Source organism: Corynebacterium sp. MSK035, assembly GCF_030232615.1.
GTDB classification, from domain to species: domain Bacteria; phylum Actinomycetota; class Actinomycetes; order Mycobacteriales; family Mycobacteriaceae; genus Corynebacterium; species Corynebacterium jeikeium_D.
Genome location: NZ_JASPJP010000003.1, coordinates 161,061 through 175,832 on the forward strand (window position 1 = coordinate 161,061; position 14,772 = coordinate 175,832).

The window sequence follows — 14,772 nt, forward strand, 5'->3', positions numbered from 1 at the left end:
TATGTGAAAAAGGATGAGGCCGCGTAGGTATTAAAACAGGGCCAAGGTGAAACACCTTGGCCCTGTTTTTGATTAATTTCTGAATCAGTCAGTTGAGTCAGCTACTTGACTTCCGCCTTCTCAATACGGACTTCCTTAGCTGGCTTACCGTCAGAGGTACCGCCGCCCTCGATACCGTTCTTCGCAATGTCCGCAACCGTCTTGGTGCCCTCGTCAGTCATGGAGCCAAGCACGGTGTACTGCGGAGGCAGCTGAGAATCTGCCCAGTTGAGGAAGAACTGGCTGCCGTTGGCATCTGGGTCGCTCGGGTTTGCCATGGCGATAGAGCCCTTCGGGTACACCAACGGGGTATTCTGATCCAGACCAGAATCCTTGACCGGCCATTCGCCAGCGAACTTGAAGCCCGGGCCGCCGGTACCGGTACCAGTCGGGTCGCCACACTGCAGAACGTTCAGGCCACCACCGGTAATACGGTGGCACACAGTGTCATTGAAGTAGTCGGACTTGGCCATGTGCTCAATTGCATTGACGCCGCAAGGTGAAATAGCGCGGTCCAGCTCCATCGGAATGTCGCCCTGGTTAGTCTTCAGGGTGATGGTTACAGTGCCAGTGGCGGGAACGTTGTCGGTAGCTGGCTTATCTATGTCCTTCGATGCCTCGCCATCATCCGGGTAGTCACAGGTCACGGTTTCCGGAAGTGGGGAAGAGCGCTTCATTGGAACCTTTTCACCGCTGACAGGAGTAGCTGTCAGAGCTGCAGGTTCGACTGGAGTCGTGGATTCATCAGCGGCCTCATTGTCGTCAGCGCCGCCAGCCGTGGTCAGCAAGTAGATGCCGCCACCGATAAAGAGCAGGATAGCCAAGGTAGTTACGACAACGCCCAGTGGCTTCAGCTTCTCGGCACGTGCACGGCGCTTAAGTTCGCGCTCGAGCGTCCGCATCGCATCTTTGCGCCTTTGCTCATTATTGGCCACTAGTCTTTCTCCGTATCTGTTAGTCATCTATTGCTGGTGACGGAACACCAGCGGACGATTTTGCCCATTGATAGTGACCGCATTTGAAGTAACAGCTCAGTCGGTCACCGTCGCGTACACAATCGACCATTATGCCCGGGATTGCTTCCCATTTGCGAGATGACAGGCCAACGAGCAAGGGGAAAGGTGCTCTCTTCCCGTTGTTGGAAGGCGCAAATAGCCTGCCGGGGGCTGTACACAATCGTTACAATGGAGCGCCATGGAGATATTTGGTTTTGCAGCCGGCCCTTTTCAAACCAACTGCTACGTGGCAACAGGCGCTCCGGAAATGGACGGCCTGTCCACCCCATGCGTCATTGTTGACCCGGGCATGGGGGCGTTCGAGGTAGTACGCGGCGAGGTTGAGAAGCGAGATTGGAAGCCGGAAGCAATTCTGCTGACCCATGGTCATATCGACCATGTCCGCGATGTCGCGGAGGCCTCCGACTTCTGGGATATCCCCGTCTTCATTCACGAAAGCGACAATGTGTTGCTGGCCAATCCGAAGCTCGGCGGTTCTTCTTTCGGACACCTCTTTGACATCGATTCTATGCAGGCTTATACGGAAGCCGATTTCTTCGAGGATGGCGACGAAGTAAAGTGGGCAGGGTTGAATTTCGAAGTCATTCACGCTCCGGGTCACTCTCCGGGATGCGTGATGCTGCGCGCTTCCGATGGGGAAGATGAGATTGTCTTCAGCGGGGACGTCCTCTTTAAGGGGGCTATCGGTCGCGTAGATTTGCCGGGCAGTAGTCCGGAGCACATGCAGCAGTCGTTGAAGGATAAGGTCCTCCCGCTGGCGGATGACCTCATGATTCTTCCGGGCCATGGCTCCGCATCGTCGATAGGCGAGGAGCGCGCGACCAACCCGTTCCTGCAAAACCTCACCTAGCCTGGCTGACACCTCGTGAGAGTTGGCAGGTAGAGTTAGCGGGGTGAACTCTAGCCAGAAGCCAAAGAAGTTGAAGCCATTCTCCGCGCCCAAGGGCGTGCCGGATTACGTCCCGCCGGTCTCCCGCGAATTCGAGGCGGTGCGAAACTCATTCCAGCACCGCGCACGACTTGCGGGCTATGAGCACATTGAGCTGCCAATTTTCGAGGACACCGGGCTTTTTGCACGTGGCGTAGGTGAATCGACGGACGTCGTCACCAAGGAGATGTACACGTTCGCCGACCGCGGCGGCCGCTCCGTCACCCTGCGCCCGGAGGGTACCGCGGGCGTGATGCGCGCGGTCATTGAGCACAATTTGGATCGCGGTCAGTTGCCGGTCAAGCTTTCCTACGCGGGGCCATTCTTCCGCTATGAACGCCCGCAGGCAGGCCGTTACCGTCAGTTGCAGCAGGTGGGCGTAGAGGCAATCGGCGTCGATGATCCTGCGCTGGACGCTGAAGTCATCGCGCTTGCCGACGCATGCTTCCGCGGTATCGGACTCGAAGGCTTCCGCCTTGAACTGACAAGCCTTGGCGACAACACCTGCCGCCCTGAATATCGCGCTAAGCTGCAGGAGTTCTTGTTTGACCTGCCTCTGGATGAGGAAACGCGCCACCGTGCAAACATCAACCCGCTGCGCGTCCTCGACGATAAGCGACCGGAAATGCAGGAAATGCTTGCCGACGCGCCGCTGATGCTGGACCACCTTTCTGACAGCGCTCGCGGTCACTTTGAAGCTGTGACTGGACTGTTGGATGACATGAAGGTGCCCTATGTCATCAATCCTCGAATGGTGCGCGGACTGGACTACTACACCAAGACGTGCTTCGAGTTTGTTCACGACGGCCTTGGTGCTCAGTCGGGTATCGGCGGCGGTGGTCGCTACGACGGGCTGATGGCGCAGCTAGGCGGCCAAGAGCTGTCTGGAATTGGCTTTGGTTTGGGTGTGGATCGCGCGCTGCTCGCACTGGAAGCAGAGGGCAAGCATGCCAGCGATGGTCGACGCGTCGATGTGTATGGTGTTGCGCTCGGTGAAGAAGCCGCTCACGCTATGGCGGTGCAGATCAATAAGCTGCGCCAAGCGGGTATCCGCGCAGATATGTCCTACGGCGGCCGCGGTCTGAAGGGCGCGATGAAGGGTGCCGATCGCGCTGGAGCCCGATTTGCGTTGGTCCTCGGCGAGTCTGAATTGGCCGCGGGCGAGGTTCAGCTGAAGAACCTTGAGTCCCACGAGCAGCACGCAGTCGCCCTAGATGCACTGGTTCAGGAGTTGCAGTCGCGCATCTAGGAAACGCGCATTTGTTAAGTGCGGAGTCTAGCTGTAGACGCCGCGCTCGAGAGTGTCGCACTGAGACATCTTTCCTGACTTGTAGCCGGTGAGGAATGCCTTCGTACGCTGCTCGGCCGAGCCGTGGGTCCAGGAGTCCGGTTGAACACCACCGCCGGAATGCTGCTGGATGGTGTCATCGCCAATGGCCTTCGTAGTTTTGAGGGCATCGGCAACTTGCTCGTCGGAAAGCGGTTCGAGGATTGCGTCCGGCCCCTTGTCCGCGTAATGAGCCCAGATACCCGCGTAGCAGTCGGCCTGCAGCTCGATCTTTACAGCGTCGGAATCGGGGCCCGGTTCGTTGTAGTTACTGCGGCCGAGTGTGCCCTCCAACCTTTGGATATGGTGGGCGAATTCGTGGGCCACGACGTATTCCTGTGCGAGCGGTCCGTTGCCTCCGCCCATGCGCTCCAGGGTGCTAAAGAACTCCGTGTCGAAGTAGGCCGTTTGATCGGCGGGGCAGTAGAACGGGCCGGTGGACGAGGACGCTGCGCCGCAGCCCGACTGAGTGGAGCCTTCAAAGAGGACTAAGCCTGGGTTCGTGTACTCGATGCCGGCCTGTGCGGGGAGTTGTTCTTCCCAGACTCGGTCGACCGAAATACCGGTGAATTCCATCCGGCAATCGATGCGGCTGTTGGCATCTTCGCCGGTCTTGCAGGGATCCTCGCCAGGGGACTGCTGTGCAGTCTGCGAGGACTGGTTGTTCTGGGCACCTGTCAGCTGTCCCAATTGTCCCGGGTCGCCGCCGAGAAGTAAGTACAGGCCGATGAGGACAAGGCCGCCGATACCGCCACCGCCTACGGCGATAGCGCGGCCACCACCCGAGCGTCGCTCGGCACGAGCCGAGCTCTTTTGGAAGTCATTCCGGAAGGTCATAGGAGTAAGACTATTGCATAAGGTGCGGAAAACGGGCCATTGAATAGCGCTGCGTCATAGTATCCGCATGTAAATCAACGTCAGGATCTACGGAGAACTTTGTCTAAGTGAGTACATGAAGCCCGAGGTAGGCCCAAGGCGATGACCGGTAATAAGCAAAATAGCCGGGGTCTTCTTCTCACCTTTCTGGCTTCAAGGTAGACTACACGGACGAAACCGCTATCCACAGCGTTAATCCCTATAGCACCAATTTTGGAAGGACCAATTCGCAGTGCTTCGTACGCATCTTGCCGGAGACCTCCGCGCTGACCTCGCCGGCAGCACAGTAACCCTGACCGGTTGGGTAGGACGCCGCCGTGACCATGGTGGCGTGATCTTCATCGACATGCGTGACCGCTCCGGTTACGCCCAGGTTGTGTTCCGCAACAGCGAAGTTGCTGAGCGTGCACACCACCTGCGCAGCGAATACTGCATTCAGGTCACCGGTGTCGTTGAGAAGCGCCCGGAGGGCTCCGAAAACCCGAACCTGGCATCGGGTGAAATTGAGGTCAATGTTACGGAGCTGACCATCCTCAACGAGTCGGCGGCATTGCCGTTCCAGCTCGAGGATGTTGGAACTTCTGGCACTGTCGGCGAGGAAGCCCGCCTGAAGTACCGCTACCTAGACCTACGCCGTGAAGGCCCGGCCAAGATTATGCGTCTCCGTGCGGCTGTCAACCGCGCAGCCCGTAAGGTGCTGGACAGCCACGACTTCACCGAAATCGAGACCCCGACGTTGACTCGCTCTACGCCGGAAGGTGCTCGTGACTTCGTGGTGCCGGCTCGTTTGAAGCCGGGCACTTTCTACGCACTGCCGCAGTCCCCTCAGTTGTTCAAGCAGCTGCTTATGGTCGCTGGCATGGAGCGCTACTACCAGATCGCCCGCTGCTACCGAGATGAGGACTTCCGCGCTGACCGCCAGCCGGAGTTCACTCAGCTCGACGTTGAGATGAGCTTCGCCGAGCAGGACGATGTCATTGCGCTGGCAGAAGAGATTCTGGTTGCTATCTTCGCCGAGGCCGGTGTCACTGTTCAGACCCCGATTCCACGCATGACCTTCAAGGAGGCCATGGAGAAGTACGGTTCTGACAAGCCGGACCTGCGCTTCGACATTCCGCTGGTGGAGTGCACCGAGTTCTTCAAGGACACCACTTTCCGTGTCTTCCAGAACGATTACGTCGGTGCAGTTGTTATGGACGGTGGCGCATCGCAGCCTCGTCGTCAGCTCGACGCTTGGCAGGATTGGGCCCGCCAGCGCGGCGCAAAGGGCTTGGCCTACATCCTTGTTGGGGAGGACGGCACTCTGGGCGGCCCGGTTGCCAAGAACATTACTGACGCAGAGCGTGAAGGCATCGCGGCGCACGTAGGCGCGAAGCCGGGTGACTGCATCTTCTTCGCTGCAGGTGACGCTAAGAGCTCCCGTGCACTGCTGGGTGCTGCTCGTGGAGAGATTGCCAAGAAGCTCGGCCTTATCAAGGAAGGCGACTGGGCATTCACCTGGGTCGTCGACGCACCGTTGTTCGAGCCGGCTGCCGACGCTACCGCTTCCGGTGACGTTGCCCTGGGCCACTCGCAGTGGACTGCTGTGCACCACGCCTTCACCTCGCCGAAGCCAGAGCACATGGATACCTTCGACAAGGATCCTGGCAACGCACTGGCTTACGCCTACGACATCGTCTGCAACGGTAACGAAATTGGTGGCGGCTCCATTCGTATTCACCGCCCAGATGTCCAGAAGCGCGTCTTCGATGTTATGGGCATCGGCGAGGAAGAGGCACAGGAGCAGTTCGGCTTCCTGCTGGATGCCTTCCAGTACGGCGCTCCGCCGCACGGTGGTATCGCATTCGGTTGGGACCGTATCGTTTCCCTGCTGGCCGGCGTTGACTCCATTCGCGAAGTTATCGCCTTCCCGAAGTCCGGTGGCGGCGTTGATCCGTTGACTGACGCCCCGACTCCGATTACCGCTCAGCAGCGCAAGGAGACCGGTATCGACTTCAAGCCGAAGCCAAAGCAGAAGGCAGACGGCGTTAAGGCAGCAGCCGACGCAGGCGACAGCAAGTAAACAAAGAAATCACATTGCGAGGAATGTGATCTGCCACTCCAGCGTGAACAGCGCGAGTGGCGCCAATTCCTCCTAACCAAGGCGGTACTGGCCACAACGCAACATCCGTATCGCCTGACTGAAACTGGCTCATTGAAAGGGCATTCAATGGAGTACTCGGACGACGCTGCAGCAGAAGTTGACAGCGTAGTTAAAGATGCAGAGACACTGCTTTCCGCACGATTCGGCGGCACTCCAGTGTTGTCGGATCCAGAAGTACTTACAGGTCAGTCAAACGCTCTTGTTGTCCGCGTACGGGTCGCCACAAATCCCTTTATGCAGGAACGCACGGTCGTCGTAAAGCAAATTCCTACGACGACTGAAGGCGTCGATCCCGCCGTTTTACGGGAAGTCGTGGCGTACCAGTTCATCAATACACTGCCTGACGACGTCCGCCCGGGGCCTCAGCTTCTTGCTTACGATGTTTCAAAGCAGCTATTGGTTCTCAGCGACGTCGGTGTCGTGGACACTCTTGCGGACGTACTCTTTCGTGGCGATGAAGAGCGACGATTGCGCGCATTCCGCAGCCTCGGCGCTTCGCTGGGTCGGATGCATATTCACACGCATACTCGTGAAGAGGGATTTGAGACCCTGCGTCGTCGTATGTGGGTGAAGAACAAGGTCGATCGCGAGGCTCTCGAGGCGCGTGACCACGGCATTGTGTCGGGGATTCGCTTTGGTATGCGAGCTGTCGAGGGGTCCGGCATTCCTGTTCCCGACGCTGTGCGCTCTTTCGGTGAGGATGCTGCTCGTCGAATTGAGAAGGGCACGCATAGGGCGTTTACTCCGTTTGACCTCGCCCCGGACAACATTCTGCTGGCGGATAAGGTCCAGTTCCTCGACTATGAGTGGGCTGGTTACCGCGATGTCATCTTCGACGTGGCCAGCGTCGTCGCAGGCTTCCCGCTGCACGTTTTCGTGGAGCGTCCATCGGAGGCAGAGGTCGACGTGTTTGTCCGTGCCTGGATGGAAGAGATTCGTGACCATTGGTATCGCGGCACGAGCGACCGCCGTTTGATGGCGTTCATCGCTGCGGCGTTGCTCGGTTGGTTTTTCATCTCCGCAACGGTTTCCTTCTTCGGTTCTCCAAAACAAGCGCTGTGGGTGGGGCATGAAGGACGCACGGACCTGAAGCCGGAAGTTGGCGGCTCAGCACTGGAGCGGCGCGACATGGCTAACACGGCTCGCGCGATTGCACAGTTCGCCCATAAGTGTGAGGACGATCGTGCCGACGAGCTGGAACAGTTCGCGCATGCAGTCATCGATTTCTTAGAGCAAGAGGAAGGCTAGGGCACACGTGGCGGATCCGAATAAGCTGCCGTCAGGCGGTGCAAACGGCTCCGCCGATGACGCTCCAGGGCTTTTCGACGAGCCTTCGGTCGCCGGACCTACAGCGGCCAAGAGCCAAGGTCGGAGTGCGGGGCCAGCAAGCACTGGCCTGAACTCCGATGCGAGCGCCTATTTTCACCCAGGTGCACACGCGCCGTTGGCGGTTCGGATGCGACCGCGAAACCTCGATGAAGTCGTTGGTCAAGACCACCTGTTAGCCCCCGGAGCACCGTTGCGCCGTCTGGTCGAAGGTGGCGGCGACACCTCCGTTATTTTGTTTGGCCCTCCCGGAACTGGCAAGACCACTCTCGCCAGTTTGATTTCCGCGGCGACTGGACGACACTTTGAAGCGCTTTCCGCGCTTAATGCCGGGGTAAAGGAAGTGCGTGCGGTTATCGACACTGCTCGTCGCACGCTCGTTAACCAGGGCATTCAAACGGTGCTCTTCATCGACGAGGTGCACCGTTTTTCCAAGACCCAGCAGGATGCCCTGTTGGGTGCCGTGGAAAACCGGATTGTCCTTCTCGTCGCGGCAACGACGGAAAACCCATCCTTCTCAGTGGTGTCCCCGCTGCTCAGTCGGTCACTGCTGTTGCAGTTGCAGTCACTGGACGACGAAGCCGTCGGCACGCTCATTGATCGAGCACTTACCGATGAGCGCGGCCTGAATGGTCGCGTCAGTATGACAGACGATGCACGTAAACAGCTCATTGCGCTGGCAGCTGGTGATGCTCGTCGTTCCCTCACGTACCTCGAGGCAGCCGCAGAAGCCGTCGCCGATGGTGAGCAGATTACCGCTGAGTCGCTTGCCAATTCGATCAACAGAGCCGTGGTTCGCTATGACCGCGACGGCGACCAGCATTACGACGTCACCAGCGCGTTTATTAAGTCCGTTCGCGGATCTGATGTCGATGCTGCCCTGCATTACCTGGCGCGGATGATTGAGGGTGGGGAAGACCCTCGGTTTATTGCCCGCCGAATCGTTATTCTGGCCAGCGAAGACATCGGTATGGCCGACCCGACAGCTCTGCAAACCGCCGTCGCCGCGGCGCAGGCAGTTGCCTTGATAGGGATGCCGGAAGCCCGGCTGACGCTGGCGCAGGCCACGATTCACTTGGCAACAGCACCGAAGTCGAATTCGGTCATAAGCGCAATCGACGGGGCATTGAAGGATGTTCGTTCCGGGAAGACCGGACCGGTGCCACCACATTTGCGGGACGGACATTACAGCGGGGCTAAGGACCTTGGTCACGCGGTGGACTATATCTACCCGCACAATGACCCCATGGGTGTCGTCGCCCAACAGTATCCACCAGATCAGTTGGTGGGCACTGATTATTTCGTCCCATCCAATCACGGTCGTGAAAACGGCATGGCTGAATACCTCGGACGCATTCGCCGAATTATCCGGGGGAGCCGCCGGAAATCGAAGTAGGCGAGATCGGTCGGAATCTACGGGGTGCCGGTGGGGTGGTTTTAAAGTTGCTCGAACCGAGCGGGTAGACTGCTAGTTTTGTATTAAACATCTCGGACGCTCGACGTGAAACGAGGAAGTAGAACACCGTGCAGACTCATGAAATTCGAAATCGCTTCATCCAGCATTTCGTAAAGGCGGGACACACCGAGGTCCCCAGTGCCTCCCTGGTTTTGGATGACCCGAACCTGCTGTTCGTTAATGCCGGCATGGTGCCGTTCAAGCCCTACTTCCTCGGCAATGAGACTCCGGACTTCTCCACCGCGACCTCAATTCAGAAGTGCGTGCGCACACTGGACATTGAAGAGGTGGGTATCACCACCCGCCACAACACCTTCTTCCAGATGGCGGGTAACTTCTCCTTCGGAAATTACTTCAAGGAAGGTGCCATCACTCATGCATGGAGCCTTCTGACTGGTGCTGTTGAGGACGGCGGCTTTGGCATCCCGGCTGAGAAGCTGTGGGTGACGGTTTTCCTCGATGACGATGAGGCCCATGACATCTGGCACGAGAAGGTTGGTGTGCCGGAAGAGCGCATTCAGCGCCGAGGCATGGCGGACAACTACTGGTCCATGGGTGTGCCTGGCCCGTGTGGCCCGTGTTCAGAGATTTTCTACGACCGCGGCCCGGAGTACGGTGCTGACGGTGGCCCAGAGGCGGACGAGGATCGCTACATCGAGATTTGGAACCTCGTCTTCATGGAAAACGAGCGTGGCGAAGGAACAGGCAAGGACTCTTTCGAGATTCTTGGCCCACTGCCGAAGAAGAACATCGATACCGGTATGGGCATCGAGCGCGTTGCTTTCCTGCTACAGGGTGTCGACAACGTCTACGAAACCGATCTGCTGCGTCCGGTTATCGACGAAGCTGAGCGGCTCACCGGTTCGAAGTACAGCTCCAACCACCAGGACAACATCCGTTTCCGCGTCATCGCCGACCACAGCCGCACCGGCTTGATGCTGATGCTCGACGGTGTCACCCCCTCGAACTCCGATCGTGGCTATATCCTGCGTCGCCTGCTGCGCCGCATCATCCGCTCTGCGCGTCTGCTCGGCGCTAACGGTCCAGTGCTGGAGAAGCTGATTGGTATTGCGGCCGAGACCATGACCCCGTCGTACCCAGAGATCGCGGAGAACTGGAACCGTATTCGCCGCGTCGCCGTCGCCGAGGAAAAGACCTTCACCAAGACTCTGTCCGCCGGTGAGGAGCTGTTCGAACGTGCTGCCACCAAGGCCAAGGCAGAGGGTAAAACCGTTCTATCCGGTCACGACGCCTTCACCCTGCATGACACCCACGGCTTCCCAATCGACCTGACCATCGAGATGGCCGAAGAGGCCGGCCTGACCATCGACCGCGAGGAATTCGATCGCGAGATGGCTGAGCAGCGTGCGCGCGCAAAGGCCGACAGCCAGGCAAAGAAGCAGTCTCACACCGACCTGCATGTCTACCGCGAGTTCATCGATGAACACCCGACGTCCTTCACTGGTTACGATCGGCTTGCCGACGAATCCACGATTCTTGGCATCATTGCCGATGGCCAGAAGCAGTCGTTTGCCGCAGAGGGCGATGAGATTGAGGTTATCCTCGATCGCACTCCGCTCTACGCCGAGGCCGGCGGTCAGCTGGCTGACCGTGGTCGTATCGTGACTGATTCCGGCGCTGTGGTCCACATCAACGATGTTCAAAAGGTGGGCAAGAAGCTGTGGCTGCACAAAGGCATTGTCACCGCTGGTGAATTCACTCCGGGTGTCTCCGCTGAAGCTTTGGTCGACGAGCAGTGGCGTCACGGTGCTCGTCAGGCGCACACTGCAACTCACTTGATTCACGGTGCTCTGCGTCAGGTACTGGGGGATACTGCAACTCAGGCTGGTTCCATGAATAAGCCGGGCTACCTCCGTTTCGACTTCAAGTACGGTGAGCAGCTCACACCGGAACAGCTCCGTGAGATTGAGCAGATCACCAATGAGGCTGTCGACAACGACTGGGCTGTCAATACTGCCGAGATGCCTTTGGAAGAGGCCAAGGCAGCTGGTGCCATGGCATTGTTCAACGAGAACTACGGCGACATCGTCCGCGTTGTCGAGGTCGGTGGCCCGTTCTCAATTGAGCTGTGTGGCGGTACCCACGTTTCGCATTCTTCGCAGATTGGTCCGGTAGCTGTGCTGGGCGAGTCCTCGGTCGGATCGGGCGTGCGCCGTATTGAGGCTTACTCGGGTATGGATTCCTTCCGCTACCTGTCCACCGAGCGTCTCCTGGCTGAACGACTGGCCACTGAATTCAAGGCTCCTTCTGCTGAGCTGCCAGACCGCATTGCAGCACTGGCTGAAAAGCTCAAGGCTGCAGAGAAGCAGCTCGCTGATTTCAAGGCCGGACAGCTGCTGGCCAATGCCGCGTCTCACCTGGAGTCCGCTCGCACCATCGGCGATGTCACCTACCTCGGCCTTAAGCTTCCCGACGGTACGGAGATGAAGGACATCCGTTCGCTGGCTAATGACTTGGCGAAGCGCCTTGCGGATCGCCCAAGCGTCATTGCGTTGATTTCCAACGCTGGCGGCAAGGTTCCGTTTGTGGCCTCGGTTTCGGATGAAGCCGTCAATCGCGGTATTAAGGCCGGCGATTTGGTGAAGCTGATGGGCGCTGAGGTCGGCGGCAAGGGCGGCGGTAAACCGGCAATGGCACAGGGCTCCGGCTCTGATGCTTCCGGAATCGACGCAGCATTGGCCGCGGTTGAGGCCGAACTGTCCAAGTAGCCAATTAACGGCTGTGCTATCGGAAGAGCAGTAAACAATGGCTAAGCCCCGTATTGATACCCCCGGTCAGGATGATCCCGGTCGGGGTCGACGGCTCGGAATCGACGTCGGCGATGTCCGCGTTGGCGTCGCGGTCTCTGACCCCGACTGTATCCTGGCGACCCCGGTTGAAACAGTCACTCGAGCAACGGGGCGAAAAGATCCTGACGGGCCGGATATTGACCGGCTCGTGGAACTTGCCACTGAACTTGAGGTCGTCGAGATTGTTCTCGGCATGCCCCTCATGCTCGACGGCTCGTTCGGGACTTCTGCGCGGAAAGCTACTGACGTTGGATTCCGGCTGCAGCGCCGACTCGGTGACCGAGTCGTAGTGCATTACGCCGACGAGCGGATGACGACGGTAATGGCCCAATCACGGCTGCACGCAGCAGGTATTGATGTTAAGTCCGGGCGGAAGATTATTGACCAGGTTGCGGCAGTAGAAATTCTGCAGTCCTGGTTGGACAGACGGGCAAAAGCTTTGGACGGAAATACCGACTAAGGGGGCACACAAAAGTTACCGAAAGGTGACAATTCACCCACCTTTGCGCAATTATTAAGTGTGTAATACCTAAGCACGTTTGTCGCGTGCATAGGATTTGAAAAGTTGAAGTGGCGATTCACACCTACAATGCAACCTAGTGCTACGACTTCGTCGTAAAGCTATGTCGCACCAGTCGTTATCAGTCGCGTGTCGTACCCGAACGGGAAGACTCCTTGCTGATACCGATGGGAGAGTGAGCTGCATTCGAGGAGATTATTGATGAGTAAAGACGCGCAGACTGCGCGCCGCACTGATAGCGGCGGTGCCGACCGGGACCGCGCTGGTGCTCGCAGCGGTGGGACAAAGTCTCGAGTTCGTCACCGCCAAACGGCAGTGGCAATCAATGTGACTTCTGTCCTGTTATGCGTGTTGGTCCTCGGAGTGATTGGCCTCGTCTGGAACCGTGGCGGCATTGTTGACGATTACGATGGCAAAGCTGAGGGTCCATTGACGATTGTTGAGGTCAGTGAAGGCACGTCACTTACTGATTTGTCCAACCAGTTGGTGGAAAGCGGCGTCGTCAAGTCTTCCCGTGCGTTCATCCAGGCCGCGAATGAGAACTCTCATTCAAGTGAATTGCAGCCTGGTTTCTACCGACTCCATCAGCGGATGAAGGCCGACGAGACCGTCGAGGCTCTTCTGGATGTCGAAAATCAGGTCGGTACCGTTGACATTCCGACTGGCGCCCGTTTCGCCGATACCCGCATTGTGTCCTCATCGGATGTACGTAAGGGAATTTTCTCGCTTATTTCTGAGGCCACTTGTGTTGAAGACAATGACTGCGTATCCAAGGCCGATCTCGAACGTGCTGCTGGCGAGGCCGATTTGGCCGCGCTGGGTGTTCCAGAATGGGCACGGGACGCGGTAGCTGCGCGTGGCAACGACCCTCGTCGTCTTGAGGGACTCATTACGCCGGGTATTCATCACCTTGACCCGCAGCAGACGCCCGAACAGATGCTTGCAAAATTGGTCAAGGAATCGGTGAAGAATTATGAGGACACGGGTCTCATGGCTTCAGCGGACATGGTTGGTCTTACTCCATACGAGCTGATTACCGCAGCTTCTTTGATCCAGATGGAGGCGCCAGATGGCGACTTCGATAAGGTCGCTCGCGTTATTCTCAACCGTCTCGACGAACCGATGCAGCTGCAGTTCGACTCGACAGTCAACTACGACCTGCCAGATCAGGAAATCGCAACCACGGATGAGGACCGCGCGCGAAAGACCGCGTGGAACACCTACGCCAAGGAGGGGCTGCCGGAAACCCCCATTGCTTCGCCCTCCATCGAGGCGATTCGTGCCATGGAAAATCCGGCTGACGGCACCTGGCTGTACTTTGTCACGGTGGACAAGGAAGGAAATACTGTCTTTAGCACGACCTTCGAAGAGCACGAGGCCGCTATCGACGAGTCACGCAACAATGGCGTGCTGGATTCCAACCGCTAAGAGGTAGAACTCCTATGCCTATAACTCATCGCGCAGCCGTGCTGGGAGATCCGATTGATCACTCGTACTCGCCGGCTATTCACAACGCCGGTTACCGCGCTGCGGGAATGAATGACTGGCACTATGACCGCATCCGATGCAACGCCGAAGAGCTTGCCGACGTCGTTGGTGGCGCAGACCCCAGTTTCCAGGGGTTTTCCGTCACGATGCCCGGCAAGTTTGCCGCGCTGGACTTCGCCGATGAAGTCAGTGAGCGCGCGAGGCTCATTGGTTCAGCGAACACTCTGGTCCGTCGCGATTCGGATTGGTTTGCCGACAACACCGATGGCGACGGCGTACTGGGAGCACTGCGCGAGATAGACTGCACGAACGCACCACGTGGCCGCGCCGTTGTTGTTGGTGCCGGTGGCACAGCACGGCCGGCACTTTGGGCGCTGTCGCAGCTGGGGGTCAATCATGTGACCGTGGTAGCGCGCTCCGAGCGCGCATATGACATTGAACCATTAGCTGCCGCGCTGGGGATGGAATTTGTTTGGGTGACTTTTGATGTTCCAAACCTGGCAGATATTGCTGGTAATGCCGACGTGCTGGTCTCTACGGTGCCGTCAGCCGCAATTGAGTCGGTTGCTGGCTACCTCGCTCGAGCACCGAAGATTCTCGACGTCATTTACAATCCCTGGCCAACCCCACTTGTGAAAGCAGCGGAACGCGGAGGGACACAGGCGGTCGGTGGATTGTCCATGTTGCTACATCAAGCGGTGGGACAGTTTGAGCAGTTTACTGGACGCACTCCCGATGTCGAGGCGATGCGTGCAGCGCTGCCGAACTAGCTCACAACCGTTACAATCCCAAAGTTATGGGGTGGGGAATAACTGAGATAGGGCTGTCTCCGATTGGACAGCA

At 58.2% G+C, this 14,772-nt stretch carries 11 protein-coding genes; 9 read left to right on the plus strand and 2 right to left on the minus strand.

Annotation, left to right across the window (positions count from 1 at the left end; translation table 11 throughout):
* Positions 1-101: 101 nt before the first annotated feature.
* Complete coding sequence (locus tag QP978_RS03505) at positions 102-941, minus strand: peptidylprolyl isomerase (RefSeq protein WP_049190815.1); 840 nt, start codon at positions 939-941, stop codon at positions 102-104.
* A 292-nt stretch (positions 942-1,233) separates the two neighbouring features.
* Between QP978_RS03505 and QP978_RS03510 the strand changes: the two genes are divergently transcribed.
* Positions 1,234-1,905: an MBL fold metallo-hydrolase gene (locus tag QP978_RS03510; protein ID WP_070549607.1), complete on the plus strand. Its 672-nt coding sequence runs from the start codon at positions 1,234-1,236 to the stop codon at positions 1,903-1,905.
* A 43-nt stretch (positions 1,906-1,948) separates the two neighbouring features.
* Positions 1,949-3,232 carry a histidine--tRNA ligase gene (gene hisS, locus QP978_RS03515; protein WP_070549606.1) on the plus strand — a complete coding sequence of 428 codons (1,284 nt, stop codon included), beginning with the start codon at positions 1,949-1,951 and terminating at the stop codon, positions 3,230-3,232.
* Positions 3,233-3,259: 27 nt separating this feature from the next.
* Here the strand turns inward: hisS and ypfJ are convergent, their stop codons facing one another.
* A complete protein-coding gene (gene ypfJ, locus QP978_RS03520) occupies positions 3,260-4,147 on the minus strand; it encodes a KPN_02809 family neutral zinc metallopeptidase (protein ID WP_016422692.1) in 888 nt (295 codons plus the stop codon).
* Positions 4,148-4,418: 271 nt separating this feature from the next.
* Here ypfJ and aspS point away from each other — a divergent pair, with 271 nt between their 5' ends.
* From aspS to QP978_RS03555, 7 genes are all read left to right on the plus strand, one after another.
* Positions 4,419-6,248 carry an aspartate--tRNA ligase gene (gene aspS / locus QP978_RS03525; RefSeq protein ID WP_016422693.1) on the plus strand — a complete coding sequence of 610 codons (1,830 nt, stop codon included), beginning with the start codon at positions 4,419-4,421 and terminating at the stop codon, positions 6,246-6,248.
* Between the two features lie 147 nt (positions 6,249-6,395).
* Complete coding sequence (locus tag QP978_RS03530) at positions 6,396-7,577, plus strand: phosphotransferase family protein (RefSeq protein ID WP_016422694.1); 1,182 nt, start codon at positions 6,396-6,398, stop codon at positions 7,575-7,577.
* Between the two features lie 148 nt (positions 7,578-7,725).
* On the plus strand, positions 7,726-9,051 hold the full coding sequence (locus tag QP978_RS03535) for a replication-associated recombination protein A (protein WP_224433708.1): 1,326 nt from the start codon (positions 7,726-7,728) through the stop codon (positions 9,049-9,051).
* Between the two features lie 128 nt (positions 9,052-9,179).
* Positions 9,180-11,840, plus strand: a complete 2,661-nt coding sequence (alaS, locus tag QP978_RS03540) for an alanine--tRNA ligase (RefSeq protein WP_016422696.1) — start codon at positions 9,180-9,182, stop codon at positions 11,838-11,840.
* A gap of 37 nt (positions 11,841-11,877) precedes the next feature.
* Positions 11,878-12,381 (plus strand): Holliday junction resolvase RuvX, encoded by a 504-nt coding sequence (ruvX, locus tag QP978_RS03545; protein ID WP_016422697.1) that lies wholly within the window; start codon positions 11,878-11,880, stop codon positions 12,379-12,381.
* A 261-nt stretch (positions 12,382-12,642) separates the two neighbouring features.
* On the plus strand, positions 12,643-13,869 hold the full coding sequence (gene mltG, locus QP978_RS03550; RefSeq protein ID WP_048731838.1) for an endolytic transglycosylase MltG: 1,227 nt from the start codon (positions 12,643-12,645) through the stop codon (positions 13,867-13,869).
* A 14-nt stretch (positions 13,870-13,883) separates the two neighbouring features.
* On the plus strand, positions 13,884-14,699 hold the full coding sequence (locus tag QP978_RS03555; protein WP_016422699.1) for a shikimate dehydrogenase: 816 nt from the start codon (positions 13,884-13,886) through the stop codon (positions 14,697-14,699).
* Positions 14,700-14,772 lie beyond the last annotated feature (73 nt).

Excerpts from the sequence above, each read along its gene's own strand:
- QP978_RS03505 (WP_049190815.1), bottom strand. The coding sequence starts at position 941 with ATGCGGACGCTCGAGCGCGAACTTAAGCGCCGTGCACGTGCCGAGAAG.
- QP978_RS03510 (WP_070549607.1), top strand. The coding sequence starts at position 1,234 with ATGGAGATATTTGGTTTTGCAGCCGGCCCTTTTCAAACCAACTGCTAC.
- ypfJ (WP_016422692.1), bottom strand. The coding sequence starts at position 4,147 with ATGACCTTCCGGAATGACTTCCAAAAGAGCTCGGCTCGTGCCGAGCGA.
- QP978_RS03530 (WP_016422694.1), top strand. The coding sequence starts at position 6,396 with ATGGAGTACTCGGACGACGCTGCAGCAGAAGTTGACAGCGTAGTTAAA.
- ruvX (WP_016422697.1), top strand. The coding sequence starts at position 11,878 with ATGGCTAAGCCCCGTATTGATACCCCCGGTCAGGATGATCCCGGTCGG.
- mltG (WP_048731838.1), top strand. The coding sequence starts at position 12,643 with ATGAGTAAAGACGCGCAGACTGCGCGCCGCACTGATAGCGGCGGTGCC.
- QP978_RS03555 (WP_016422699.1), top strand. The coding sequence starts at position 13,884 with ATGCCTATAACTCATCGCGCAGCCGTGCTGGGAGATCCGATTGATCAC.